This window comes from Mycolicibacterium tokaiense, from assembly GCF_010725885.1.
Classification (GTDB): domain Bacteria; phylum Actinomycetota; class Actinomycetes; order Mycobacteriales; family Mycobacteriaceae; genus Mycobacterium; species Mycobacterium tokaiense.
Genome location: NZ_AP022600.1, coordinates 3,846,887 through 3,872,473, shown reverse-complemented (window position 1 = coordinate 3,872,473; position 25,587 = coordinate 3,846,887). Strand labels below are relative to the sequence as shown.

General features: G+C 67.9%; 27 protein-coding genes and 1 other RNA gene. 8 read left to right on the top strand and 20 right to left on the bottom strand.

Going from position 1 to position 25,587, the window contains the following annotated elements; genetic code table 11:
- Positions 1–4 precede the first annotated feature (4 nt).
- A complete protein-coding gene (locus G6N58_RS18835) occupies positions 5–799 on the top strand; it encodes an SDR family NAD(P)-dependent oxidoreductase (protein WP_115277682.1) in 795 nt (264 codons plus the stop codon).
- Positions 800–805: 6 nt separating this feature from the next.
- Here the strand turns inward: G6N58_RS18835 and G6N58_RS18830 are convergent, their stop codons facing one another.
- Positions 806–1,237 (bottom strand): VOC family protein, encoded by a 432-nt coding sequence (locus G6N58_RS18830; protein WP_115277683.1) that lies wholly within the window; start codon positions 1,235–1,237, stop codon positions 806–808.
- Positions 1,234–3,150 (bottom strand): gamma-glutamyltransferase, encoded by a 1,917-nt coding sequence (gene ggt / locus G6N58_RS18825; protein ID WP_115281419.1) that lies wholly within the window; start codon positions 3,148–3,150, stop codon positions 1,234–1,236. The genes G6N58_RS18830 and ggt overlap by 4 nt, the downstream gene beginning before the upstream one ends.
- A 144-nt stretch (positions 3,151–3,294) precedes the next feature.
- Between ggt and G6N58_RS18820 the strand changes: the two genes are divergently transcribed.
- Complete coding sequence (locus G6N58_RS18820) at positions 3,295–3,939, top strand: SGNH/GDSL hydrolase family protein (protein WP_068916139.1); 645 nt, start codon at positions 3,295–3,297, stop codon at positions 3,937–3,939.
- A gap of 4 nt (positions 3,940–3,943) precedes the next feature.
- Here the strand turns inward: G6N58_RS18820 and G6N58_RS18815 are convergent, their stop codons facing one another.
- Both G6N58_RS18815 and G6N58_RS18810 read right to left on the bottom strand, forming a co-directional pair.
- Positions 3,944–6,277, bottom strand: coding sequence for an arylsulfatase (locus G6N58_RS18815; RefSeq protein ID WP_115277684.1), 2,334 nt, complete (start codon positions 6,275–6,277; stop codon positions 3,944–3,946).
- Between the two features lie 15 nt (positions 6,278–6,292).
- Entirely contained in the window at positions 6,293–6,682 is a 390-nt protein-coding gene (locus G6N58_RS18810; RefSeq protein WP_115277685.1) for a hypothetical protein, read from the bottom strand.
- A gap of 56 nt (positions 6,683–6,738) precedes the next feature.
- On the opposite strand from G6N58_RS18810, the gene G6N58_RS18805 reads away from it, so the two are divergent.
- Positions 6,739–7,329, top strand: coding sequence for a TetR/AcrR family transcriptional regulator (locus tag G6N58_RS18805; protein WP_115277686.1), 591 nt, complete (start codon positions 6,739–6,741; stop codon positions 7,327–7,329).
- Between the two features lie 21 nt (positions 7,330–7,350).
- Positions 7,351–8,394, top strand: coding sequence for a zinc-dependent alcohol dehydrogenase family protein (locus G6N58_RS18800; protein WP_115277687.1), 1,044 nt, complete (start codon positions 7,351–7,353; stop codon positions 8,392–8,394).
- Between the two features lie 243 nt (positions 8,395–8,637).
- Here the strand turns inward: G6N58_RS18800 and G6N58_RS18795 are convergent, their stop codons facing one another.
- Positions 8,638–9,234, bottom strand: coding sequence for a hypothetical protein (locus tag G6N58_RS18795; protein WP_115277688.1), 597 nt, complete (start codon positions 9,232–9,234; stop codon positions 8,638–8,640).
- 78 nt (positions 9,235–9,312) lie between these two features.
- Positions 9,313–9,680: a transfer-messenger RNA gene (ssrA, locus tag G6N58_RS18790) on the bottom strand.
- 118 nt (positions 9,681–9,798) lie between these two features.
- Between ssrA and G6N58_RS18785 the strand changes: the two genes are divergently transcribed.
- On the top strand, positions 9,799–10,440 hold the full coding sequence (locus tag G6N58_RS18785; protein ID WP_115277689.1) for a GntR family transcriptional regulator: 642 nt from the start codon (positions 9,799–9,801) through the stop codon (positions 10,438–10,440).
- Here G6N58_RS18785 and G6N58_RS18780 read toward each other — a convergent pair.
- Positions 10,412–11,749, bottom strand: coding sequence for an MFS transporter (locus G6N58_RS18780; protein WP_115277690.1), 1,338 nt, complete (start codon positions 11,747–11,749; stop codon positions 10,412–10,414). The genes G6N58_RS18785 and G6N58_RS18780 overlap by 29 nt on opposite strands.
- Positions 11,750–11,880: 131 nt before the next feature.
- Between G6N58_RS18780 and G6N58_RS18775 the strand changes: the two genes are divergently transcribed.
- The gene (locus G6N58_RS18775; RefSeq protein ID WP_115277691.1) at positions 11,881–12,555 is read left to right on the top strand and encodes a DUF2848 domain-containing protein; all 675 of its coding nucleotides are present in this window, start codon (positions 11,881–11,883) and stop codon (positions 12,553–12,555) included.
- Here the strand turns inward: G6N58_RS18775 and G6N58_RS18770 are convergent.
- The 10 genes from G6N58_RS18770 to prfB are packed head-to-tail and all read right to left on the bottom strand — an operon-like array spanning position 12,552 to position 21,187.
- Complete coding sequence (locus G6N58_RS18770; protein WP_115277692.1) at positions 12,552–13,391, bottom strand: maleylpyruvate isomerase family mycothiol-dependent enzyme; 840 nt, start codon at positions 13,389–13,391, stop codon at positions 12,552–12,554. The two genes, G6N58_RS18775 and G6N58_RS18770, sit on opposite strands and share 4 nt — an antisense overlap.
- 46 nt (positions 13,392–13,437) lie before the next feature.
- Complete coding sequence (locus G6N58_RS18765; protein ID WP_163908252.1) at positions 13,438–14,445, bottom strand: tetratricopeptide repeat protein; 1,008 nt, start codon at positions 14,443–14,445, stop codon at positions 13,438–13,440.
- Entirely contained in the window at positions 14,442–15,647 is a 1,206-nt protein-coding gene (locus tag G6N58_RS18760; protein ID WP_115277694.1) for an AAA family ATPase, read from the bottom strand. Before G6N58_RS18760 ends, G6N58_RS18765 begins: the two co-directional genes overlap by 4 nt.
- A 10-nt stretch (positions 15,648–15,657) precedes the next feature.
- The gene (locus tag G6N58_RS18755) at positions 15,658–16,500 is read right to left on the bottom strand and encodes a DMT family transporter (RefSeq protein WP_172545055.1); all 843 of its coding nucleotides are present in this window, start codon (positions 16,498–16,500) and stop codon (positions 15,658–15,660) included.
- Positions 16,497–17,000: an SsrA-binding protein SmpB gene (gene smpB, locus G6N58_RS18750; protein ID WP_068916062.1), complete on the bottom strand. Its 504-nt coding sequence runs from the start codon at positions 16,998–17,000 to the stop codon at positions 16,497–16,499. Before smpB ends, G6N58_RS18755 begins: the two co-directional genes overlap by 4 nt.
- 3 nt (positions 17,001–17,003) lie before the next feature.
- The gene (gene ftsX / locus G6N58_RS18745; RefSeq protein ID WP_068916061.1) at positions 17,004–17,897 is read right to left on the bottom strand and encodes a permease-like cell division protein FtsX; all 894 of its coding nucleotides are present in this window, start codon (positions 17,895–17,897) and stop codon (positions 17,004–17,006) included.
- Positions 17,898–18,587 (bottom strand): cell division ATP-binding protein FtsE, encoded by a 690-nt coding sequence (gene ftsE / locus G6N58_RS18740; RefSeq protein ID WP_083735567.1) that lies wholly within the window; start codon positions 18,585–18,587, stop codon positions 17,898–17,900.
- Positions 18,588–18,634: 47 nt separating this feature from the next.
- On the bottom strand, positions 18,635–19,135 hold the full coding sequence (locus G6N58_RS31390; RefSeq protein ID WP_170314352.1) for an Rv3103c family proline-rich protein: 501 nt from the start codon (positions 19,133–19,135) through the stop codon (positions 18,635–18,637).
- Complete coding sequence (locus tag G6N58_RS18730; RefSeq protein ID WP_115277697.1) at positions 19,132–20,091, bottom strand: mechanosensitive ion channel family protein; 960 nt, start codon at positions 20,089–20,091, stop codon at positions 19,132–19,134. The genes G6N58_RS31390 and G6N58_RS18730 overlap by 4 nt, the downstream gene beginning before the upstream one ends.
- Positions 20,078–21,187, bottom strand: coding sequence for a peptide chain release factor 2 (gene prfB / locus G6N58_RS18725; protein WP_068916058.1), 1,110 nt, complete (start codon positions 21,185–21,187; stop codon positions 20,078–20,080). Before prfB ends, G6N58_RS18730 begins: the two co-directional genes overlap by 14 nt.
- A gap of 218 nt (positions 21,188–21,405) precedes the next feature.
- Here prfB and G6N58_RS18720 point away from each other — a divergent pair, with 218 nt between their 5' ends.
- A complete protein-coding gene (locus G6N58_RS18720) occupies positions 21,406–22,785 on the top strand; it encodes an FAD-dependent oxidoreductase (RefSeq protein ID WP_115277698.1) in 1,380 nt (459 codons plus the stop codon).
- Between the two features lie 6 nt (positions 22,786–22,791).
- On the opposite strand, the gene G6N58_RS18715 is transcribed toward G6N58_RS18720, so the two are convergent.
- Complete coding sequence (locus tag G6N58_RS18715) at positions 22,792–23,199, bottom strand: PPOX class F420-dependent oxidoreductase (RefSeq protein WP_232067927.1); 408 nt, start codon at positions 23,197–23,199, stop codon at positions 22,792–22,794.
- Positions 23,200–23,237: 38 nt separating this feature from the next.
- Positions 23,238–23,828 carry a helix-turn-helix domain-containing protein gene (locus G6N58_RS18710; RefSeq protein ID WP_163908249.1) on the bottom strand — a complete coding sequence of 197 codons (591 nt, stop codon included), beginning with the start codon at positions 23,826–23,828 and terminating at the stop codon, positions 23,238–23,240.
- 112 nt (positions 23,829–23,940) lie between these two features.
- Here G6N58_RS18710 and G6N58_RS18705 point away from each other — a divergent pair, with 112 nt between their 5' ends.
- Positions 23,941–25,203: an HNH endonuclease gene (locus G6N58_RS18705; RefSeq protein WP_115277699.1), complete on the top strand. Its 1,263-nt coding sequence runs from the start codon at positions 23,941–23,943 to the stop codon at positions 25,201–25,203.
- Here the strand turns inward: G6N58_RS18705 and G6N58_RS18700 are convergent.
- The gene (locus tag G6N58_RS18700) at positions 25,200–25,577 is read right to left on the bottom strand and encodes a hypothetical protein (protein WP_068916054.1); all 378 of its coding nucleotides are present in this window, start codon (positions 25,575–25,577) and stop codon (positions 25,200–25,202) included. The two genes, G6N58_RS18705 and G6N58_RS18700, sit on opposite strands and share 4 nt — an antisense overlap.
- Positions 25,578–25,587: the final 10 nt, after the last annotated feature.

Here is a 25,587-nt window from a genome sequence, read left to right as displayed (position 1 = left end):
AACGATGGCGAGGTTCGACAACATGGGCGTTCTGGTCACCGGCGCTGCATCGGGTATCGGCGCGGCGACCGTGCGCCGGCTGCTCGACGAGGGTGCGACGGTGGTGGGACTCGACCTGTCCGAGCAGCCCCCGGCCGGCGATCCCCGCTTCCACCACCACCGCGGTGACATCCGCGACGGCTCCGCCGTGGAGGCCGCGGTGGCCGCGGTGGTCGAGCAGACGGGGCGGCTGGACGGCGTGGTGCACGCGGCGGGGGTGGCCGGCGGCGGGCCCGCGCACCTCGTCACCGACGAGGAATGGGACCGGGTCGTGGACATCAACCTCAAGGGCACGTTCGTGGTGCTGCGCGCAGCACTGGCGCAGATGATACAGCAGGACCGCGTGGGCGGCGAACGGGGCGCCATCGTCACGCTGTCCAGCATCGAGGGCCTGGAAGGCACTGCGGGCGGCAGCGCCTACAACGCGGCCAAGGGTGGCGTGGTGCTGCTGACGAAGAACGCCGCCATCGACTACGGCCCCAGCGGGATTCGCGCCAATGCCGTCTGTCCCGGGTTCATCGAGACGCCACTGTTCGAGTCGGTGATCGACATCCCCGGCATGGAACAGGTGAAGGATGGTCTGCGGCACGAACACAAGCTGCGCCGGTTCGGCCGCGCCGACGAGGTGGCCGCCGTGGCCACCTTCCTGTTGTCCGCCGACGCCAGCTTTGTCAGCGGGCAGGCCCTGGCCGTCGACGGTGGTTACCTGGCCGGCCGCGACCACCACGTGACCGAGTTGATGGGCCTCGGTCCTCAGTGATGGCCGTCAAGCGGTGACGAACAACTCGAGCTGGATGTTGTCGGGGTCGCGGAACACCAGGGAGGCATACGGGACCGGATCCTGCCCGGTCCTGATCCCGGAGTGCTCGATCCCGAGTCGGTCGAGCCACTGGGTCCAGGCCTCGAGGTCGGCGCGGCTTCCCACAGCCAGGGCGATGTGGTCCAGGCCGGTGCGGGCCTCGTCGAACGACCGTCCGTCGTTGCCGGTGTTGGTGTGCAGCCCGATCGCCACTCCGGACCGTGGGTCGATCAGGAGTTCGCCGTAACCGGTGTCCTCGCAGTCGAGGTGCGGGAACTTCACCGGCACCCGCTGGGCACCGAGAAGCCTCTGATACCAGGCCATGCTGGCTTCGATGTCGGTGACGGTGATCGAGATGTGATGGATCCCCCTGACGGCGGGGCCGGCGGTGTCGCTCATCGGGTGTCTCCCAGGACGATGCCTTCGCGGCGCGGGTCGGCGCCGCCGATCCACCCCGGATCGCTGCGGACGATGGCCGAGAGTCCGCTGGACTGGTCGGCGAGGTCCACCTGGTGGCCGAGCTCGCGCAGACCCTGCACCAACGGGTCGTCGGCGCCGTCGTCGGCGGTGTTGATGGCGGGATGCTCCCCGCCCACGTTGGTCTCCGGATCGTTGGCGGCGCCGAAGTCCACCATCGAGACCGCCTGCTGCGGGTCCATGCCCCAATCCAGCATCCCCACCAGGGTTTTGACGACGAACTGGATGATCACCGAGCCGCCGGGCGAGCCCACCACTGCGTACAGTCGGCGTCCGGATCCGGTCGGTTCGAACACCAGGGTGGGCGCCATCGAGCTGCGCGGTCGTTTACCGGGTTCCACCCGGTTTGCCACCGGAACCCCGTCCGGGCCGGCAGGTTCGGCCGAGAAGTCGGTGAGCTGGTTGTTCAGCAGAAACCCGTCGACCATGTGGAAGGACCCGAACGCCGACTCGACAGTGGTGGTGAACGACGCGGCGTTGCCCTGGGAGTCGACGACGCTGAGGTGGCTGGTGCCGTGCTCGGGAGTGGGCGGCATCGGTGTGGTGGGCGGCCCGAACTGTCCCGGCTGCGCGGTGCCCATGCTGCGGTCGGGCGAGATCAGCGCTGCCCGGCCCGCCAGATACTCGCTGTTGAGCAGTGTTTCGGGGGTACCACCGGGCAGCGGCACAAAATCGGTGTCGGCCACGTACTTGTCCCGGTCGGCATACGCCAGCCGCTCGGCTTCGGCGATCAGATGCACACCCATGACCGACGGTCGGCCCCCGTTCAGGTCGAGGTTCTCCGGTCCGTGCTCGTTCATCGGGAACCGCTCGAGGCTGCCGAGGGTGGCGGCCACGGCGATGCCTCCGGACGACGGCGGGGGCATGCCGCAGATCTCCTTGCCGCGGTACGGGGTACACAGCGGTTCCCGCGCGGTCGCGGTGTACGCGGCCAGATCTTCGGTGGTCATCAGGCTCGGGGTCCGGTCGCCGGAGGTGTCCGCGGCGGCCGCGACGATGCTCTCGGCCGGCGGACCGGTGTAGAAGCCGTCGGCCCCGTCGGTGGCCAGGACGCCGAGCGTCTTGGCGTAGGCCGGGTTGGTCAGGCGGGTGCCTTCGGTCTTCGGGTTGCCCTGCTCATCGAGGAAGTAGGCCGCCGCGGCCGGGTCCAGGCTCAGCTGTTCGGCAGCGCTGTCGATGGCGGCGGCCAACCGCGGGCTGATGTCGAAGCCGTCGTCGGCCAGGGCCACCGCGGGGTCGAACAGATCGGGCCACGGCGTCGTACCGTGCGCATCGTGGACGTCCTGCAGCATGCGCACCACGCCCGGGACCCCGATGGAACGGCCTGAGGCCCGCGCATCCGGTTTCGGCTCGGTGCGGTCGACATCGTCGACCCAGCGCAGGTAGTTCTCCCCCGCGGCCGCCGGCGCCGTCTCCCGCCCGTCGTACGCCTGCACCTGCCCGGACGCGGCGTCGAAATACAACAGGAAGCCGCCACCGCCGATCCCGGAAGACTGCGGTTCCACCAGTCCGAGTACCGCCTGCGCCGCGACCAGCGCATCCGCCGCAGTGCCCCCGTCGCGCAGCACTTCGCAAGCCGCCCGGGTGGACAGCGGGTTGGCCGTCGCCACCGCGTAGGTGGCGGTACGGACGGCCGTCATGTCCGAGCGGTATCCGGTGGCCACCTCGGGCGCAGCGGGGTCGCTGTCCTCGGTGTCTCCGGTGGCCTCGGTGCCGACGGCGGCGCCCGCGTCACAGGGTCCCGACGGTGCGGGCGCGGCGGCGTCCTGCCCGCCACATGCGGGGAGTAACAGAACCAGCAGCGCGAGCGACGCTCTCACCGTGCGAACCGACATGACGTCCTCCCCCAGGGCCGAGCTCTGCGTGTCTGCTGACTTCACAGTGGCAGCCCAGGACACACTGGGCAACCGCTGTGACTCCGGTTCGACGCTGCCACGCCCGCCCGCACGAAGGGGGCCGATCTGCCAGAATGGCGCCCGATGAAACTCCGGAAAGTGCTGGGCGCGTTGGTGGTGCTGGCCGTGGTGGGCGGCTCTGTCGGCGGCCACGCAACCGCCGCGCCCGGGTCGTTTCCGGTGGTGGCGTTCATCGGTGACTCCTACACCTGGGGATCCGGCGCCTCCGCCAAGGACAAGCGCTGGACCTCGCTGGTGGCCAACAAGATGGGCTGGTTGGAGTTCAATGTCGGCGAGGGCGGAACCGGCTACCTCACCACCTTCGAGAACCGGCCCAACTACTTCGGCCAGCTCGACGAGGTCACCGCGCTACGCCCGGACATCGTGGTGGTGGCCGGCGGACAGAACGACCAGCCGATACTGGATCGAAATCGCAGCGAGCTGTTCGCCGGGGTCAGCAACTTCTTCGTGCAGCTGCGTTCACGGGTGCCGCGGGCGCGCATCATCGGCCTGGGCCCGTCCTTCCCGGACGCGCTGACACCCGAGCGCTACAACTTCGATCAGGTGGTGCGGGAGGCCGTGCGTTCGGTGGGCGGCGAATTCATCTCTTTGATCCGCCCCACCCCGGTCATCGACCCGGCAATGCTGGAACCCGACCGGGTGCACGTCGGCGACGCCGGTCACGCGGCCATCGCGTCGCGGGTGCTGGCTGACATGCACCCGGTGTGACGGGTCAGTCGCGAGCGAAGCCGACGTCCACGGCATGCGCAGTGTGCGGCTCTGCTGAGCCGTGGATATCGAGGGTCACGACGTCGAGCACGGCATCCCGTAGAGCGAAGGGCGAGGCGTAACTCCGGGACACCGGGTGGGCCACGCTGCGACCGGCCGATACCGGTTGCAACATGTCCAGACCGGTCATCTGCACTGCCCCACGCGATCCGGCCGGCTGCCCGTCGATCCGCAGCTCGGCGTCGCCGACCACGGTCAGGGTGCCGTTCACGGCCCCGGTCCGGGTGAACCGCAGAGTGATGTCGTGATCGGCGCCCGGGGCGCATGCCGACGCGGCGATCAGCACCTGCTCGTGCCCGTCCACCACGCAGGCCCAGTGCACCCGGGCACCGTGCAGGAACAACACCTGGCCACCCGCACGGTCGCCCTGGCTGTAGAGCACCCCGTGCGCGTCCGGCGCCTCGACCCGCACCCGGGCCCGCATCGTGAAGGACCGGCCCCGGATCAGCCCACCCATGGGGGTGTGCCAGGCCGGGGTGTCGGGGTAACAGGTCACTGCACTGGTGTCGCTGCCCGAGGCGAGGGCGACCAACTCGCCGGCGCCGCGGTCGTTGAGTGGAAATGCTTGGAAATCAACGGCTTTCTCGTGCCAGAGTGCGATCAGCTCGGCCAGCTTGGCCGGATGAGTGCCGGCCAGGTCCCTGATCTGGCTGCGATCGCCGGCGATGTGGTAGAGCTCCCACCGGTCGTCGTCGAAGTGTGACCAGCCGCGGGGCGCGAACGATGTCGGCGGGTGCACCGTATTGGCGAACCACCCGTCGTGCCAGATGCCGCGGGTGCCCGCCATGGAGTAGAACTGCGTCGATTTGGCCGACGGTTCCCCTCCGCGCAGGCAGTCGGCAAAGCTGGTGCCCTCCAGCGGTTTCTGCGGGATCCCCCGCACGGTGTCCGGCGCCGGCAGGCCGAGCAGGTGATAGATCGTCGGCGTGACGTCGCTGACGTGGACATAGGCGTCCAGGACGTCGCCGCGGCCGGGCAACCCGGCCGGCCAGGAGACGATGCAGGGATCGGCAATCCCGCCTTCGTGCGAGGCGTAACGCTTGAACATCTTGTAGGGGGTGTTGAACGCCATGGCCCACCCGGTCGAGTAGTTCAGTTGTGTTCCAGGGCCGCCGAACTCAGCCAGTGCAGCCAGCGCGCTCTCGGTGGCCTCGGCACTGCGGGCCCGTGGCATCCAGTCCCGCAGCGCCCCCAGCGGTCCGCCTTCCCCGCTGGCGCCGTTGTCGGACATGACGACCACGATGGTGTTGTCCGTCTGCCCGCTGCTGTCCAGGAAGTCGAGGACCCGGCCGATCTGCGCGTCGGTGTAGCTGAGGAATCCGGCGAACACCTCGGCCATGCGGGTGGAGATCCTCTGCTCGTCGGCGCTCAGCTGATCCCACGGCACCACGGTGTCACCTGCCGGCCAAGGGGTGCCGTCGACGGCGGTGCGATCGGCATAGGGGTTGCGCGGCGACAGCTCGGTGTCGGCCGGAATCAGACCCAGCTCTTTCTGATTGGCCAGTACGATCTCGCGGTAGCGCTCGTAACCCATGTCGAATCGACCCCGGTACCGATCGGCCCACTCGGCGGGAGCCTGGTGCGGGGAGTGCCCGGCGCCGGGGCACAGATACAGGAACCACGGCTTGTCGGGCGCGGCGGCGCGATGATCACGCAGGAAGCGAATGGCATTGTCGGCCAGGTCTTTCGACAGATGGTAGCCCTGCTCCGGAGTGGCCGGCGGATCGATGTGGGCACTGTCGCTGACCAGGCTCGGGTACCACTGGTCGGTCATGCCGTCGAGGAATCCGTAGAAGCGGTCGAATCCGCGGCTCAGCGGCCAGTACCGGCGCGACCCAGCAGGGTGACAGTCTTCCGGCGGCGCCAGGTGCCACTTGCCCACCGCGTAGGTGGACCAGCCACGCTGGCTGAGAACCTCGGGTATCAGCGCCGTCTCGGCCGGGATGCGCCCGCTGTGGCCCGGGAACCCCTGTGCCATGTTCACCACGGACGCCACCGAGACGGAGGTGGGGTTGCGCCCGGTCAGCAGGGCTGCGCGGGTCGGCGAACACAGCGCCGTGGTGTGGAACTGGCTCAGCCGGGTGCCGCGCTCGACCAGGCGGCGCAGGTTGGGCATGTCGACCAGTCCACCGAATGAGTCCCACGTCGCGATGCCGACGTCGTCAAAAAGCAGGTAGAGCACGTTGGGCGCACCGGTCGGTGCCGACGGCGCCCGGTAGGGCGTCCAGTCGGGGGTGGAGTCTCGGATGTCGGTGTGGATGGTTCCCTGAAAGTCCATGAGCGTCACGGCTTCTCAGACGGTAACCGGCGTGCGGGGCCCACTTCCGGCCAGCCATGGGTGCAGCATCGGCCCCGCGACCGCCACCAGCGCGCACATTCCCACCCCGATCCAGAGATCGGCGCCGGACACCCATGGTTGCAACATCAACCCTGCCACCACCGCCAACAGCAATAGTCCCAGCTTGGCGATCAGGAACCTGCCGATCGAGTGCTCCGGCACGGTCCGGCCCCGCCGCGCTGCCCAGCGCCGCAGTACTGCTGACAGCGCCATCGCCACACCCATGATCACCAGGAGACGCAGCACCGTCTCCCAGAGCGGGTCGCCGCTGCGGGAGATCCACAGCGCCCCGAACACTGCACCCGCCGCGAGATATCCGATCCGCAGTCGCCGTGAATCTGTCATGACTGACACTTTAAGACAAACTGTCAGTCCTGACAAGATTTTTCTATAGTTGCCGCATGAGCGACGACATCGGCAGGCGCGAGGCACACAAGATCGCCACCCGCCGCGCCATTCAGGACGCCGCCGACACACTGTTCGCACGCGATGGCTACGCCGCGACCACGGTGCGCGACATCGCCGACGCCGCGGGGGTGACCGAGCGGACCTTCTTCCGCTACTTCGCCGGCAAAGAAGCGCTGCTGATCGAGGACATCGAAGCGCGGCTGCCGGTGCTGGCCGACACCATCCGTCGCCGCCCGGCCGCAGAGTCACCGCTGGATGCGGTCCGCAACGCCATACTCGAGCTCGGAGAGCAACTCCCAGAGGCCAATTCGCTGTCCTGGCTGTTCCAGGACGGGCCGCCGGGCCCGAAGCTGGAGAAATCCACCCCCGGGTTGCTGCTGCGGTTCGAACAGCACATCGCCGACGCCATCGCCGACCGGCTGCCCGCCACCCCCGATCCCCGGTTCCGCAGCGAGGTGCTGGCCCGTTGCGCCGTCGGCGCGCTGCGCAGCGCGGGAATCCGGCGCTGGTACCTCGGCGAGGACACCCAGGTCACGCGCGCAGATCTGATCACCGAAGCCTTCGACATCCTGCGCCGAGGCTGAGCGCCAGTACCTTTGTCGCTCATGCGCGCAGTGCTGTTCGAGGAATTCGGTGGACCCGTCCAGGTTCAGACGGTGGCAGACCCGGCGCCCTCGGCGGGCGGGGTGGTCATCGAGGTACACAACACCGGCCTGTGCCGCAGCGACTGGCACGCCTGGGCCGGCCACGACGACGGCGTGGCCCTGCCGCACGTTCCCGGACACGAGCTGGTGGGTGTGGTCGCCGCGGTCGGAGCGCAGGTGCGGCACTGGACGGTCGGCCAGCGCGTGACGACACCCTTCGTCTGCGGATGCGGGATCTGCCCATGGTGCGTCGCCGGCCAGGCGCAGGTGTGTCCGGCGCAGACGCAGCCCGGCTTCACCCACTGGGGCTCGTTTGCCGAACTGGTGGCCGTGCACGCCGCCGACGTGAACCTGGTCGCCGTGCCCGACGGAATCAGCGACGCCGCAGCCGCCGGTCTCGGATGCCGGTTCGCCACCGCCTACCGGGCACTGACCGCCCGCGCCCGGGTCGCGCCCGAACAGTGGGTGGCCGTGATCGGCGTCGGCGGAATCGGCTTGAGCGCGGTGCTGATCGCCGTCGCAGCCGGCGCGCGGGTGATCGCCGTGGACCGCACCGCCGCGGCGCTGGAGCTGGCCCGCACCCTCGGCGCCGAGCACACGGTGTTGGCCGACGGTCGGGACGTGCCCGCGCAGATCCATGAACTGACCGGCGGCGGCAGCCACGTCGCGTTGGATGCCGTGGGTTCGGCCAGCACATGCGCGGACTCCATCCTGAGCCTGCGCAGGCAGGGCCGCCACGTCCAGCTCGGCCTGCTGCCCAATGTCGATGGGCACCCTGGCGTTCCGATGGACCGGGTGATCGCCTGGGAGCTGGATCTACTGGGCAGCCACGGGATGTCCGCGCGGGACTATCCGCCCATGCTCGAACTCGTGAGCGCCGGCCGTCTGCGTCCGCAGGCGCTGGTGGAGCGGGAGGTGGGATTGGCCGAGGGCGCAGCCCTGCTGCCGACGGTCGGCCAGGCCGCGCCGGTGGGCGTCACCCTGATCGACCCCCGCCGGCCGTGAACGCGGCTGTCACGGTTGCCGCTCGGTTCGGTCACGGCCCTTCCGCGCGTCCCGGCGAAGGTGATGGGATCGCCGGGTGGGAGTCATGGAACTCGCGCTGCTCCTGCTGGGCGTTGCAGCGACCGCCTCGGTGTGCGGGTACGCCGGTTCGGCGCTGTCACGGCGACGCAAGCGCGGAGTACGCGGGATCTTTCTGATCGGCTTCCTGTGCGGGACGCTGGCAGTGTCGCTGATGGCCCGGGCTCAGCGCATCGGCGGGCTGGTGGCCGCCGGGCCCAGGAAATCGGCACTGCTGTTCGATGAGGTACGGCGCCACCTGCCGTATAGCGGCACCTCGCGCAGCGCAACGCCCGGCAGCCAGCCCCGCCGGGCACAGAACCGAGTGATGGTGCGCAGGTAGCGGTTGGTCTCGGAGTACCACCGCCATTCGTAGAGCCGGCCGGTGTGCAGCACCGCAGCCAGCGCCTCAGACTCGACGCCCTGCAGATACGGCCGCACCCAGGTCACCAGCACCCGGGCGTCCGCTTCCTCGGGTGTCGGGAAGGTCCATTCGATCGCCGCATCACCGGCGGCCATGGTGTGCCGTACCGTCGGCGGATCGCTCGGTGGTGCTCCGAGCAACTGCATCGTGACGTTGTGGAAGACGCCGGGGCCGCCGACCTCGAACCGGATGCGGGTGTCGCCGCCCTCGGTGCATTGCGTGCGCAGGGCCACCAGCCCGCCGACAGCGACATAGCGGGAGAACACCAGCGCGCTGACCGCCATCACCGCGCGACGCACCGCCAGCAGCACGGTGAACGTCGCGACGGTGACCGCCACGACACTCCACATCAGATCCACGCCGCACAGCGTGACAGATTGGGTGCCAGCCCACCGCGCAACAGAAAAGCCGCAGGTCGTCTGACCTGCGGCTTTCTCTGGTGGAGCTGCCGGGAATCGAACCCGGGTCCTACGGCATTCCCTCAAGACTTCTCCGTGCGCAGTTCACTGTGTCTCTACTCAGATCTCCCGGTCACGTGAACAAGCCGAGATGACGATCCCAGTCGCTGTTTGATGTCCCCACGGGTCCCGCGACCGAACCCGTGGGTGGGTCCCTCTAGATGACGCCAGGGTCCGGGCCGAGGGCTCTCCCGGTCTGACGGATTAGCTTCGCTTAGGCAGCGAGAGCGTAATCGCGCTGATTGGAATCGGCGCTTAATTGGTTACAACGACGCTTACGGTGGTCAGTTGTCTGCACCGGCACGCTTCCCTTGATTCGATGCGCGAAGTCGAAACCGTTCAGCCCCTCGCACCCCCGCTGACTCTCAGCAGGAAGATCAACTATACCGGTCAGGTCAACGACGGCCGGCGAATTAATGTTCCGCGCTAGGCCGATCAAGCGGCACCGTGAGGTATACATTCGGTATGCAATCCCTTTCGGGCCGCGACCGGGCGTATGCCTACTTGCGTGACCAGGTGCTCAGCTCACCCGCCGCGACTGGGACGTTCCTCAACGAGCAGCAGTTGGCCACCCAGATCGGGGTGTCGCGCACCCCGGTGCGCGAGGCCCTGCTGACGTTGCAGGCCGAAGGTCTGGTCGAGATGGTGCCCAAGCGCGGGGTGTTCGTGCCCGCGATGTCCGGTCGGCAGATCACCGAATTGATGGACCTGCGCGGAGCGCTGGAACGCCACGCCGCGTCGACCTGCCTGCGGGCCGGCAGCTCGCCGGTGGCGCAGATGCAGTCGACGTTGGCCGACCAGGATCACCTCAGCGACTCCGACCACGACGGGGCGGCGCAGAAGTTCATCGAACTCGACACCCGGTTTCATCAGATCCTCATCGACGCCGCCGGCAGCGACCTGCTCTCACGCACCTACGCCGGGCTGCGTGCCCGCCAGCTGCGCGTCGGACTGACCGCGCTGCTGCACGGGCACCAGCGCCGCCGGGATGTCTGCTCCGAACATCAGCGCATCGTCGACGCGCTGGCCGGCGGCGACGAACACCTGGCTCACCGCACCATCGACGAGCACCTGAAGATCACGTTGCAGATCCTGTTGCAGGCGTAGCGGATTCGGCCATCTCCCGGTAGTGCTCCTCCTCGGCGCTGTCGGGATTGCGCCCCAACAGCAGACCGATCACGGTCAGCACACCCACCACGGCGATGTAGCCGAGGATCGCGGGCCAGCCGCCGGTGGCGTCCAGCAGATAGGTGAACAGCAGCGGGGCGATGGCACCGCCGAAGACACCGGCGATGGTGTACGCCAGCGATGACCCGGTGGAGCGCAGCGGCACGGTGAACTGCTCGGTGACGAAGGCGGCCTGCGGGCCGTACATGAACGAGTGGAACGCCAGGCCGATCACCACGCCCAGCACCAGCAGCGGGAACGACCCGGTGTCGATCAACAGGAAGAAGATCAGCGTCCAGATCACGCCGCCCACCGCGGCCACACCGTAGACCAGGCGGCGGTTGAACCGGTCGGACACCGCACCGGCCAATGGGATCAGACCCAGCTGGAAGGCCGAGCCGATCAGGATGGCGATCAGCACCTCACTGCGGTCCATGCCGAGTTGCAGGGTGCCGTAGGTGATCGAGAAGACGGTGAACAACGCGTACATCACGTCGGGTGCGATCCGCGACAGGATGGCGGCGATCAGGGGCCGGGTCTGCGTGGTGAAGACGTCCTTGATGGGAGCCTCGGGACGGTCGCCGCTCTCCTGCAGCGCCTTGAACACCGGGGTGTCCTCCAGCTTGAGGCGGATCCACAGGCCGAAGCCGATCAGCACCGCCGAGAGCAGGAACGCCAGGCGCCAGCCCCAGGCCTCGAACTGCTCATCGGAGAAGGCCAAGGTCAGGACGGCCAGGGCGCCGTTGGCCAGCAGGTTGCCCGCGGGCGGCCCCACCTGAGCCGCCGAGGCCCAGAAGCCTCGTCGTTTCGGGTCGCCGTACTCGCTGGACAGCAGCACCGCACCACCCCACTCGCCGCCCACGGCCACCCCCTGGGCGAAGCGCATGGCGACCAGCAGGATGGGCGCGGCCACACCGATCGAGGCGTAGCTGGGGATCAGCCCGATGAGAAAGGTCGTGACGCCGATCAGCAGCAGCGTGATCACCAGCAGCTGTTTGCGGCCGATGATGTCGCCCAGGCGGCCGAAGACGAATCCGCCGATGGGCCGGGCGACGTAGCCGACGGCGTAGGTGGAGAACGCCAGCAGTGTGCCGGTCAGCGGGTCGCTGTCGGGGAAGAACACCACCGGGAACACCAGTGCCGCGGCGGCAGAGTAGACGGCGAAGTCGTACCACTCGAGCGCGGTGCCGGTGAGGCTGGCGGCGAAAGCCTTGGTCAGGCTCTTTTTATCGGTTACGTGGGCCGTCATCGAACCAATCCTCTTCGTGTGCGGGCCGCGCATCGGGCGACCGTGTGACGTACCATACTTCTCGTATACAACATGTATGCCACGAAGCGGTCAAGCCGGAAACGCAGAATTTACGAGAAGGAGCCAGCCTGATGCTCACGTTCGAACTGCCCGACGGATCCACGGTGACGGTGGAGCCCACCACGGTTCTCAACGCCGGATACGCAGGTCGCAACCAGGACGAAGTGGCCGCCCACATCGCCGAATTGGCCGAGCTCGGTGTGCCCGCCCCATCTGTCATACCTGCGCTGTACCCGGTCTCCCCCTACCTGGCACAGCAGACCGAGGTCGTGCACACCCAGCACGGCCGCACCTCGGGTGAGGCCGAATGGGCGCTGGTGATCACCGACGACGAAGACGTGCTGCTCACGGTGGCCTGCGACCACACTGACCGCACCCTGGAGACCCACAGCGTGGCGTGGAGCAAGAACGCCGCCCCCGACGTGCTGGGTACCAAGGCCTGGCGGCTCACCGACATCGTCGATCGCGTCGACGAGATCACCCTCAACGCCTGGGTCGGCAGCGACGAGACCCTGATCCAGTCCGGCTCGCTGGCCGATCTGCTGGGACCGGACTACTGGCTGGGCGTGCTGCGGAAGCGCGGACTGTTCCGACCGGGCACCGTGCTGCTGTCGGGCACCATCACCATGCTGCCCGACGTGGATCAGTTCGCCGACGCGTGGAAGGTCGAATTATCGGATCCAGCAACAGGTTTGAAGTCCACATGCCAGTACCGCACCAAGCCGATGCCCGAACCCATCGGCTAGATCACGTAGTTCAGGTTCTCTACGATCCGCCGGCCCGTGGCGTAGTCACCCTGGATGTCGACGTCGCCGGGCTTGATCCGGCCCCCACACAGCCGGGTGAAATGCAGCCCGTCGACCCGGATCACCGTGGTGGGCTCGGCATCACCGAAGTCGTCCACCACCGCGGCGCGGCCGTCGACGGCCACCCGGATGGTGCGGGACAGCCCACCGGTGAGCTGCAGTTCCACCCGGGATCCCGGGGGCGCCTGACCGCGTTTGCCCACCACAAAGCCCATGCTCGTGGACATCTCATCGAGAGCCTGATGGGCGTCCGGACCGGTCAGGTCGGCGTCGGTGACCGGGCGGTTCAGCGCCTCCCGGATGTCCTGGGCGTGCATCCAGCAGTCAAAGGTACGAATCCGCATGAACCGGCCGTAACTGTCCGGACCGGCAGGAGTCAGTGTCGCGGCGTCCCAGTCGTCGTCGGTCATGGCCGTCAGCATCGCGGTTCGCTGCGCGGTGATGTCGCCGAAACGGGCCAGCATGTCCGCCGGCGACTCGCCGGCCAGGAACCGTACCCAGCACTCGTTGAGCACCCCGATGTCGTTGTGCACGTGGTCGAGTGCGGAGACATCACAGTCGGCCTCCGGCGTGGGGATGCCCTGCAGCAGAGACTCGGTGCCGATCACGTGGCTCACCACGTCATGTACCCGCCAGCCCGGCAACGCGGTGCCGGCCTGCCACGCCTGCGCCCCCTGACCGGCGAGGTGACGCTCGATGGCCTCCCACGACGCGAAAAGCCCTGCCAGGACTGCGGTTCTGTCGAGGACGGTGACGGGACGCGAGGGGCTGGTCATCTCGACGATGCTAGCCGCAACACAAGCGCGATCCCGGCAGTATCGGTCAGCTTCCGGTCAACCAGCCGATGACGTTCAGTACCACCCCGGCCAGCACCAGCAGCATCGACGCTGACAGCACGAATGCCGGTACCAACCCGGTGACGGCCACCGCCCCGATGAGCACCGCGCCCACGCCGTGCCCGGCCCGGGCGGCGAGCATCGGACGGGTGCGCACCACCGATCGGCGCGCACTGGCCGGTACCAGCCGGGTGATCCACACCAGCAGGGCCGACACCAGGATCGCGCCCACCGCAGCCACGACGCGCGGCACCACGTCCTCGGGACGGGCGGTGCAGACCACCGCGGCAAGGCACAGGACCACCGCGGCCGGTGTGGTCCAGCGCAGCGGCCGGATGAGCGCCACACCGATGTTGCGGCGCACGTGGTCGCCGAGGGCGGGATCCATCCGCGCGGCACCCAGCAGTCCCTGCAGCGCCCGGCTCCAGTGGCCGCGGTTGAGCCGGTTCACCGCGATGTTGTGCGCGGCGTCGGCGTGCTGCGGGTCCAGCCGCAGCGTCTCCTCGTAGGCGGCGCTCGATTCGTGAAGACGGTTGAGCTTGGCCAGGATCCGGCCCGCCAGGAAATGGTTCTCGGCGTCCCCCGGCTGCAGCCGGACCGCCTCGGCTGCCGCGGTCAGCGCCTGCGGGGCGTACCCGGCGTTCAGCAGCACGGAGGCGTAGGTGAAGTGGGTCAGGTGGTTCTGCGGATCGGTGCACACGGCGCGGTAGGCGACGGACATGGCGTCGTCACGGCGGCCCAGGCGCTCGAGCGCGGCGGCGTACACCCGCATGGCGTCGGTGCGCTCCGGGGCGAGGGTCAGCGCGTTGTGCGCGCTGGACGCCGCGGCGACGGGATCGTCCAGGTGCAACCGCACCCGGCTCATGGCCACCAGCAGAGTCGGCTCGTCGGGATGGGACTGCAGCGCTGAGCCCAACACCTCTGCGGCCTTGTCGAACTGGCGAGCGGCCGAGTAGAGCCGGGCCCGGCCCAGCACCTCCTCGACAGCGGTCAACGAAACTTCTTGTTGCGCATGAACTTCGCCAGATCGTCGTAGCTGCCGTCGCGGTTGCCGAACTCGATGACGTTGCGCGCCGCCTCGAACCACGGGCCGGTGCTGGGTTTGATGTGGGCAAGTGCGGCGTCCACGTCGGCCATGGCGACCGGGCGGACCTGCCCGCTCCGCAGTGAATCTGCCATGGCCAGTTGAGTGGCCGCCTCGCACAGGTGCGCCAGGTCAGCCCCGGAAAGCCCCTCGGTGCGGCCGGCGATCTTGCCCAGATCGATCCCGGCGACCGGCCGGTCGCGCAGGTGACTGCGCACAATCGCGGCGCGCGCCTCGGCGTCGGGCAGTCCCACGAAGATCATCCGGTCGAACCGGCCGGGTCGCCGCAGCGCCGGATCCACGTCCCAGGGCATGTTGGTGGCACCCAGGATGTAGAGCCCGTCGTTGGAGGAGGTGGCCGAATCCATCTCGGAGAGAAGGGTGTTGACCACCATCCGCAACGCGGAGTTGTATCCGGTGGCCGACCGCCGTCCACCGAGGGCATCCACCTCGTCGAAGAACAGCACGCAGGGCGCATTGCGACGGGCGGTCTCGAAGATCTCGTGCAGTGCACGTTCGCTGTCGCCGAAGAAATGGTGCATGACGTCGGTGATGCCGACCGGCAGGAAGTTGGCGCCCAACTCCCCCGACACCGCCTTGGCGACAAAAGTCTTGCCGCAGCCGGGCGGGCCGTACAGGAGCAGGCCGCCGCGGGTGGAGACACCGTAGGCCTTCATCAACTCGGGATTGCGCAACGGGCCCAGCAGGGACAGCTCGAGCTGCTTCTTGACCTCGGGCATTCCTGCGACGTCGACGAGTCGGACGTCGGTGCGCTGGATGGCGTCGTGATCGTCGTCGTCCAGGATGGAGGGCGACTCCTGCGCCTCCACGAAGGCAGGCCCGATGATGTCGGCCACTTCCTCTTCGGCGGCCGACCAGTCGAAGCTCTTGTGCGCCGGCTGCCCACTGAGCGCGGCGCTGCAGCGCTGCAGCAGGGCCAGCGCCTCGGTGTTGCCCGGGCTCTGCGTCAGTGCAGTGCTGCAGTGTCCCAGCGCCTCGGCCGCACGGCCGTCCTGCAACATCAGTTCGGCCAGGTGCAGTCGCAGCGAGAGAACCTCTGGGCTGCGTTCCACCGCCGCGGACAGTTCTTGGATCAACGCATCCTGCGCCACCCGTCAGACCCTACCCGGCAGCGATCATGGCCACCGCGGCCAGCGCCAGCACCATGCCGGCCACCTGCCGCCAGGTCACCCGCTCCCGCAGCACCACGATGGCCAACAGCACCGTGGCGGCGGGGTACAGCGAGATGAGCACCCCCGCCAGCGACAGCAGCGAAGAGTGCAGCGCCAGCAACATCGCGACGTTGGCCACCGTGTCCAGCACTGCCGCCAGCAGTGCCAGTTTCAACGGCGCGCCCTGGGGCGGCATCAGGTTCCGGGTGAGGATCGCGAACACCACCACCAGAACGGTCGCCGAGATCCGGCCGAACACCAGCGGCCACAGGCCGGCCTCCACCGGGGCCTGATCGATCAGCACGAAGTTCAGCCCGAAGGCCAGCCCGGATCCAACGGTCAACCACGCGACCTTCTTGGTGAACGGGCGCGCCGACCCGGGGTCCGAGGCGTCACGGCTGACCAGGAACACCGCCAGCAGCGCCACCACGATGCCCACTCCGGCCAGCGCAGCGGGCCGCTCCCCCAGCGCCAACCCCACGGTGACGGGCACGCCGGCGACCAGGATGGCGGTCAGCGGCGACACCACCGAGATCGGGCCGGCGCCCAGGGCGGCATAGAACCACCACACCCCCAGCGCCTGGCTGATGCCGCACACCGCGCCCCAGAACACCGCAGGAGGGCTCACCTGGCCACCGACCACCGTGGCAGCGACAGCCAGCAGCACCATGGCCACCGGATACGACACCAGGATGATCCGCAGGGCAGCCACCCGCCGCGCGGCCACTCCCCCGACGAAATCGCTGATGCCGTAGGCGAACGCCGAGACCAGCGCGGCCAGGATTCCGGTCAGCGCATGCCCTTGGCCCGGCGTCCGAGCTCGCGGGTGATCTCCCGGTCGGCGTCCCGCTTGGCCATGTCCTGACGTTTGTCGTGCGCCTGCTTACCGCGGGCCAGCGCCAGCTCCACCTTGACCTTGCCGTCGAGGAAGTAGATCGACAGCGGTACCAGGGTGAGGTTGCCGTCGCGGATCTTGCCCGTCAGGTTGTCGATCTCGCTGCGGTGCATCAGCAGTTTGCGATTGCGCCGGGTGGCGTGGTTGGTCCAGGTGCCCAGGTGATATTCCGGGATGTGGAGGTTGCGCAGCCACACCTCCCCGTCGTCCACGGTGGCGAACGCGTCGGCCAGGGACGCCTGGCCCTCCCGAAGACTCTTCACCTCGGTGCCCTGCAGCACCACCCCGCACTCGAAGGTGTCGAGGATCGTGTAGTTGTGCCGGGCCTTGCGGTTGGTCGCAACGACCTGGTTGTTGCGTTTGTCGACGATCTTCTTCGCCGCGCCCGTTTTTGCCATGGATTACCTGCGTACGTAGAGGCGCAGCGTGGCGTATGCCGTCGCGCCGGACATCAGCACACCCAGCCCGAAGAGTATCGGCGAGATGTACAGGATGTCGGCGTAGTCGATGCGCGCGATGAGATTGGCTTGATAGAACTGGTCCAGCGCATTCTCCAGGAACCACGCCCGCACCGCGATCAATCCCAGCACGGCGATGATCACACCGATGGTCGCGGCGATCACCGCCTCCAGGAGGAACGGCAGCTGGGTATACCAGCGGCTGGCGCCCACCAGTCGCATGATGCCGATCTCGGTCCTCCGGGTGTAGGCGGCGACCTGGACCATGTTGGCGATCAGCAACACCGCGCCCACGGCCTGCACCAGAGCCACCGCGAACGCCGCACTGGAGAGCCCGTCGAGTACGGCGAACAGCCGGTCGATCAGCTCCTTCTGGTTCAGCACGCTGCGCACTCCCGGCTGTCCCACCATCGCCGCGTCGAAGTCGGCGTGCTGCTCGGGATTGTCGAGCTTGACGATGAACGAGGCCGGGAAAGCGTCCTTGCTGGCGACGTCGCGGTACTGCGGAACGCGGCGCACCGCATCCTCGTAGGCGTCGTCGCGGTTGAGGAAGCGCACCGAGCTCACGTCGTCGCGAGATTCGATGGCCTGACGCAGGGCCTGGCACTGCGGTGAGTCACACGTCAGGTCGTTGGCCGAGATGTCATCGGTGAGGAACACCTGCGTCTCGACGCGGTCGAGGTAGATGTCGCGGGACTGGTCGGCCAACCGCAGTACCAGCAGCCCACCGCCGACCAGGCCGATCGAGATGGCCGTGGTGAGGATCATCGCGATCGTCATGGTGACGTTGCGACGAAGCCCGGTGACGACCTCGTTGATCAGGAAGCCAAAACGCACTTATCGATCCATTCCGTAAACGCCGCGCTGTTCGTCGCGGACCAGGCGGCCCAGCGACAACTCGACAACACGCTGGCGCATCGAGTCGACGATGTGGTGGTCATGGGTGGCCATCAGCACCGTGGTTCCGGTGCGGTTGATCCGCTCGAGCAGATCCATGATGTCTTTGCTGGTGTCGGGGTCCAGGTTGCCGGTGGGCTCGTCGGCCAGCAGCACCAGCGGCCGGTTGACGAAGGCGCGGGCGATGGCGACGCGCTGCTGCTCACCGCCGGACAACTCGGCCGGCAGCCGATTGGCCTTGCCGGACAACCCCACCATCTCCAGCACGTCGGGAACCACGCGGTTGATGGTGTCGGGCTTCTTGCCGATGACCTCCAGCGCGAAGGCGACGTTCTCGAACACCGTCTTCTGCTGCAGCAACCGGAAGTCCTGGAACACGCAGCCCAGCACCTGCCGCAGGCTCGGCACATGCCGGCCCGCCAGCTTGTTGACGTGAAACTTCGACACCCGGATGTCGCCCGAACTGGGGTGCTCCTCAGCCAGCAGCAGCCGCATGAAGGTGGACTTGCCTGAACCGGACGGACCGATCAGGAAGACGAATTCACCCTTGTCGATCTTGACGCTGACGTTGTCCAACGCCGGCCGCGCCGACTGCTTGTACTGCTTCGTCACGTTGTCGAGGGTGATCATCACGGCACGCCAGTGTAGCGGTGAAGCCTCAGCAAACCTGGGACGCCTCAGGGGTTCACCGGCGGCACCGTGGGCTCGAAACCCGGTGGCGACGGTGGCGGCTCCGGTGTGGGCGACGGCTGGAACGGATTGAAGGGGTTGAACAGTCCTGGTGGGGCGTCCGTCGTCGTCGGAGTCGTGGTGGTGGGCTCCGACGTCGTGGTGGGCGGCTCCGTCGTCGTGGGAGTTGTCGTCGTCGTCGTCGTTGTCGTCGTTGGTGTGGTGGTACGAGGCACCGTCGTCGTCGGGTACTCCCGCACCGAAGTCCGGGGCACCCAGGTGTACTCCGGGTCGGGAACGAATCCCGGCGGCACCATCTGTTGTGCCGGCGCCGGCGCCGGTGGTGGCGGCTCGTAGGTCTGCAACAGCCATGACAGCGCTACGAACGCGGCTACCAAACCCGCAGTCGACGTGCGAATACGGCCGCCAGGAAGGTAACGAGGCCAGCCGCGGTCGGCACGAGGCCATCCTTTGATCGCGTCGAGCGCGCGTCGCCGGATGTTCGTCATGGCTTCTCGGTCCGAGTCGGGTTGGCGTCCGAGGTGGGTGCCATGGTGCTGACCACCGCGGGGACTTGGTCTTTCGCGGTGGCGATGCCGGCCCTGGACAACGCGGCGACCACTCTGATACGCAGCCGCCGACCCACCTCAAACTGCTTACCCGGCAGTGTGCGGGCCACCATCCGCAGATTCACGGTGTCGACCTCGATGCTCTCGACCCCCATGAGCTGCGGTTTGTCCAAGAGCAGCGCCCGCAGTTCCTCGTCTTGCCAGGCACCTTCGCCCACGTCGTGCAGGACATCGTTGACGTGGTTCAGATCTGCCGAGGTCGGTACCGGAATGTCGACCACCGCGCGCGCCCAGTCTTTGGAGAGGTTGAGCGAGCGCACGATGTTGCCGTTGGGAACGGTGAACACCTCCCCCTCGGAGGTACGCAGCTTGGTCACCCGCAACGTCACCTCCTCGACGGTTCCCATCGAATCCTGCGCCGCACCACTGCTCAGCTCGACCAGGTCACCGAATCCGTACTGCCGCTCGGTGATGATGAAGAAGCCGCTCAACAGATCCTGAACCAGCTTCTGTGCGCCGAAACCGAGCGCCGCACCCAGCACCGCGGCCGGCGCCACGAGCGACCCGAGCGGGATGTCCAGGATGTCGGTGATCTCGACGAACACAACCACCATCACCAGCGCGATCGACACCCACGAGATGACCGATGCGACGGCCTGACGGTGCTTGGCCGTTTCTGTCCGGACCAGTTGGTCACTTTCCAGATATTCGGCATCGATGCGCCGGGTCACTCGACGGGCAATCCAGCTGATGAACCGCGCGGCCAGCAACGCTGCGACGATCAGCAGTGCGATACGCAACCCAGATCCGCGGATCCACAGCCCGATCTCGTCGGTCCAGAAACTGTGCCATCCCTGCGACCAGCCGATGGCCAGCACGGCGCTACTGGTCGTCATCTTTTCGGTTACGCCAGCGGATCCCCGCCTCGAGGAAGCCGTCGATGTCACCGTCGAGCACGGCGGAGGGGTTGCCCACTTCGTACTCGTTCCGCAGATCCTTGACCATCTGGTACGGGTGCAGGACGTAGGAACGCATCTGATTGCCCCACGAGCTGCCGCCGTCACCCTTGAGCGCATCCATCTCGGCGCGCTCCTCCAGCCGCTTGCGTTCCAGCAGCTTGGCCTGGAGCACGCGCATCGCCGAGACCTTGTTCTGCAGCTGTGACTTCTCGTTCTGGCAGGTGACGACGATGCCGGTGGGGATGTGCGTCAGGCGCACCGCGGAGTCGGTGGTGTTCACCGACTGCCCGCCCGGTCCGCTGGAGCGGTAGACGTCGACGCGCAGGTCACCTTCCGGGATGTCGATGTGGTCGGTGGTCTCCACCACCGGAAGCACCTCGACGTCGGCGAAGGAGGTCTGCCGCCGGCTCTGGTTGTCGAAGGGGCTGATCCGCACCAGGCGGTGGGTGCCCTGCTCCACCGACAAGGTGCCGTAAGCGTAGGGAGCGTGCACGGCGAACGTGGCGCTCTTGATGCCCGCCTCTTCGGCGTAGGAGGTGTCGAACACCTCGACGCCGTAGTTGTGTTTCTCGGCCCAGCGGATGTACATCCGCATCAGCATCTCGGCCCAGTCGGCGGCGTCCACGCCACCGGCCCCGGACCGGATGGTGACCACGGCCTCGCGCTCGTCGTACTCCCCGGACAGCAGGGTGCGCACTTCCATCGCGTCGATGTCTTCGCGCAGCTTGGCCAGTTCGGCGTCAGCCTCGGCAACCTCGTCGGCGCCGCCCTCTTCGGCTGCGAGTTCATAGAGCACCGGGAGGTCGTCGACGCGCTGGCGCAGTTCCTCGACCCGGCGCAGTTCGGACTGGGCATGGGACAGCTCGCTGGTCACCTTCTGCGCGCGGGACTGGTCGTCCCACAGGTTCGGATCGGACGCCTCGTGCTCGAGTTTCTCGATCCGGCCGCGCAGCGCCTCGACATCGAGCACGCGCTCCACCGTGGTCAAGGTGGTATCCAGTGCAGTGATTTGGTCTTGCCGGTCGACGTCCACGACTGTCCAGATTACCGGCGCGCGCGTTCGCCGTGACTACCGGCGGCTTTCGGCTGTGACGATTACGATCGCCTTCGTACCCAATGTCAGTACCGCGCGACCGACACAGCCCCCCGGTCCAGCCCCGTGACCGGTTCCCGTCGGTGTGCGTGGCAGGCCCCGCGGATGCGTGACAGCCCCACCACGCGACCCCGGAAACGGACAGAAAGTGTCGCATCTTGTCTGACACCGCAGAACAGCCGACGGCTCCCTCCCATCACGTGGCGATCGTCGGTTCAGGCCCCTCCGGCTTCTTCGCCGCCGCCGCCCTGCTGAAGGCGCAGGACGTGGATGTGCGTGTCGACATGCTCGAGATGCTGCCCACGCCGTGGGGTCTGGTGCGTTCCGGAGTGGCTCCGGATCATCCCAAGATCAAGTCGATCAGCGCGCAGTTCGACAAGGTCGCCGCCGACGACCGGTTCCGCTTCTTCGGCAATGTCACCGTCGGCGACCAGGTACAGCCTGCCGAGCTCGCCGAGCGCTACGACGCGGTGGTCTACGCGGTGGGCGCCCAGGCCGATCGGCCCCTGGGCATTCCGGGTGAGGATCTGCCAGGCAGCGTCGCGGCCGTCGATTTTGTGGGTTGGTACAACGCGCATCCGCATTTCGAGACCATGACCCCGGATCTGTCCGGTGGACGTGCGGTGGTGGTGGGCAACGGCAATGTCGCGCTGGACGTGGCCCGCGTGCTGGTCACCGATCCGTCCGCCCTGGCGGTCACCGACATCGCCGATCATGCCCTCGAATCGCTGCACGGCCGCGGGGTGGAGGAGGTCGTGGTGGTGGGCCGCCGCGGCCCCCTGCAGGCCACCTTCACCGCCGTGGAGCTACGTGAGCTCAGCGACCTGGAAGGGCTCGCCGATGTCGACGTGATCCTGGACCCGGAGGACTTCGCCGGCATCACCGACGCCGATCTGGAAACCGCCGGGAAAACCGTGCGGCAGAACATCAAGGTGCTGCTTGGATTGCTCGACCGGCCCACCACCCCGGGTCACCGGCGCATCGTGTTCCGATTTCGTACCTCTCCCATCGAGATCCGAGGAACCGACCGGGTGGAATCGGTGGTGCTGGGCCGCAATGAATTGGTGGCCGACGGTGATCGGGTGGTCGCCAAGGACACCGGGGACCGCGAGGAGCTCCCCGCGCAGTTGGTGGTGCGGGCCGTCGGTTACCGCGGGGTGGCGACGCCCGGCCTGCCGTTCGACGACGCGACTGCCACCATTCCCCATGAGCAGGGCCGGGTGTCGGGCCGGGAGAACGAGTACGTCGTCGGCTGGATCAAGCGCGGCCCGTCCGGCGTGATCGGCAGCAACAAAAAGGACTCCCAGGACACGGTGGACACGCTGCTGGCCGACCTCGCCGCTCGGGAAACACCCGCACGGTCGGCCGATCACAGCGACGAGCTGGTGGAGTGGCTGTTGTCGCGCCAACCGAAACTCGTGACCGACGACCACTGGCGGCTGATCGACGCCCACGAACGTACGACCGGTGAGCCGCACGGCCGGCCCCGAGTGAAGCTGACGAGTGTGGCAGAGCTCCTGAAGATCGGGCACGCCTGAGCGGCGTCATTCCCCCGCCGGCGGCAACACTCTGTCAGCTTGGATGGTCACGATGATCCGGGTCTCGTCGGGGTTGCCGCTGTAGTAGGCATACGGCTCCCCCGTGTACTTCCGGGAGATCTCGTCGATGCTCTCGCGGCCACCCTCGGTCGTCGTGGCGATCACCCGGCCGCGCACGGCGTAGAACCGCCGCATGTCCTGCGGGTCGACGACGTTGACCGCGACACGCGGGTCGCGGGCGATGTTGCGCGCCTTCTGCATGCCCTCGACGATGTTGATCACCACGTTGTCGCCGTCGGTGGTCACCCAGGTCTCGGTCAGCTGTGGCGATCCATCCGGCATCAGCGTGGCGACGAAGCAGGGGCTGGGCTTGTTCAGCAGGTCGAGCAGTCCTTGGGGCAAATGCACAGCCACAGAATGTCCTTTCCCCGGTTCATCATGCGATGCACCCGTCAGTGCCCGTATTCCCCGAGCACGGGCAGTCGCACCACCAGCGTGCTGTGAGAACGCTCGGAACCGTTGTTGGCGAACCGGTGCGGATGGTCGGCGTCGAGACTGATGGAATCGCCGGCCGCCAGCTCGAACACGGCGTCGTCGATCTGGACGGTCAGGGCGCCCTCCTGGACCACGACGACTTCATATCCTTGGTGACGAACCAGTTCGTCGCCGGTGCGGGCCCCTGGCTCGAGGGTCAAGGCGACCACCTCGAGGCCGTGCTCGCGGCTGCGGTGCACGATTCGCCGGGTGACCCCGGAGGCGAGCGTCAGCTGCTGCTGATCACCGAGTCGGTTGAGCGAGGAATCGGATCCGGATGCCGGACCGAACAGATCCCCGACGGCCACTCCGAGTGCCGATGCCACCGCCACCAGGGAACCGATCGACACCCCACTCTTGCCGCGTTCCAGCATCGAGAGCATGGACACGCTCAGTCCGGTGGCCGCAGAGACGTCCACCAGGGTGAGACCGCTGTCCAAACGGGCCCGACGGATCCTCGCCCCCAGCGACGCGATCGCGTGAACCGACACCGACTGTGGTTCAGCCATGGCCCCCCTGCCTCTCGACTGCTGATCGACATTGTGCATGGGCATCTGCGGGTTCCTCTCAGCGCCACGATGTTGACCTTTCGAGTCGGTGCAGAGGAGTACACTCGAACACATGTTCGAGATAATGACGCAGGAGGGCCGGTTGGCCCGCATCGCGGAGCTTGAACGCCTGAAATCAGCACACGCCGCCGAACAAGCTGTCCTGGCTGCTGAGTTCGACGCACAACGCCGCAGTGACGAGGCCGCCCGCGGGGTGCCGGCCACACAACGTGGGCGCGGGGTGGGCGCCGAGATCGCCCTGGCCCGGCGCGAATCTCCCAACACCGGGGGCCGCCACCTCGGCTTCGCCCGCGCCCTGGTCCACGAGATGCCTCATACACTGGCCGCCTTGGCCACCGGAGCACTGTCGGAATGGCGGGCCACCCTCATCGTGCGCGAATCCGCCTGCCTCAGCGTCGAACACCGCCGTCAACTCGACGAAGAGCTGTGCGGCGACCCCACCCGCCTCGACGGCTGCGGCAACGCCCGCATCGAAGCCGAGGCCAAAGCCATCGCCTACCGTCTCGACCCCCGCGCCATCGTCGAGCGCGCCGCCCGCGCCGAACACGACCGCACCGTGACCATCCGGCCCGCCCCCGACTGCATGACGTATGTGACGGCGACACTGCCCGTCGCCCAGGGGGTCAGCGTCTACGCGGCACTGAAACGCAGCGCCGACACCACCTGCGACGGCCGCGGCCGCGGCCAGGTCATGGCCGACACCCTGGTCGAACGCGTCACCGGCCTGGCGGATGCCGACGCGGTGTCCGTCGCGGTCAATCTCGTACTCTCCGACGAGACGCTGATGGGCGGCGACGACCCCGCCACCCTCAGTGATTACGGACCCATCCCCGCCGAGATCGCCTGCCGCCTCGTCGAGAAGGCCGTCACCCACCCGCAGGCGAAGGCCACCCTGCGCAAGCTGTACGCCCGCCCCAGCACCGGCGCCCTGATCGCCCTGCAATCACAGGCCCGAGCGTTTCCCAAGGCCCTGGCCGCGTTCATCAAACTCCGCGACCAGCGCTGCCGCACCCCCTATTGCGACGCCCCGGTGCGCCACAGCGACCACATCACCCCGTGGTCGAAGAAGGGCACCACCTCTGCCGACAACGGCCAAGGGCTCTGCGAACACTGCAACTACCTCAAAGAACTTGCCACATGGACAGTCCGCGTCCAGGCACACGAATCCGGGCGCCACCAGACCATCATCGAAACGCCCACCGGCACCTGCCACCACAGCCAGGCTCCGCCAATCCTGCCGGGGCGACGCACCCGCGACCACACCCCCGTCGAACACCACGCCCGGGTGCTGCTCTACGACCTGCACGCCGCCTAGCGTGGCGGCGCGTACGGCGGCGGCTCCTGCGGCGGGCCAGGAGGCGGGGCCTGCGGCGGCGCGAAGTTCCAGTTGTCGGGGTTCTTCGGGGAGTAGATCACCGGCATGAGCTGGCCCATGGTCGGCCAGCGGTTCACGTCCACCGCCATGCGTTGGTACACCACGTGCTCGTTGACCGTCGGGCCGTTGATGACGCCGGTGATGGTGACGAACTGTTCGCCGTCGACACCGTCCGGGCGGGGGCTCACCCCCGTCACCAACAGGGTGCCCTCCGCGAGCGGCTGCCCAGGTCGAGGCCCCCGACCCCGCATCCGGGGCACGATCAACAGGGCCAGGGCTCCCAGGAGCAGCAGTATCATCGCGAATTCCCACACACCGCCATGG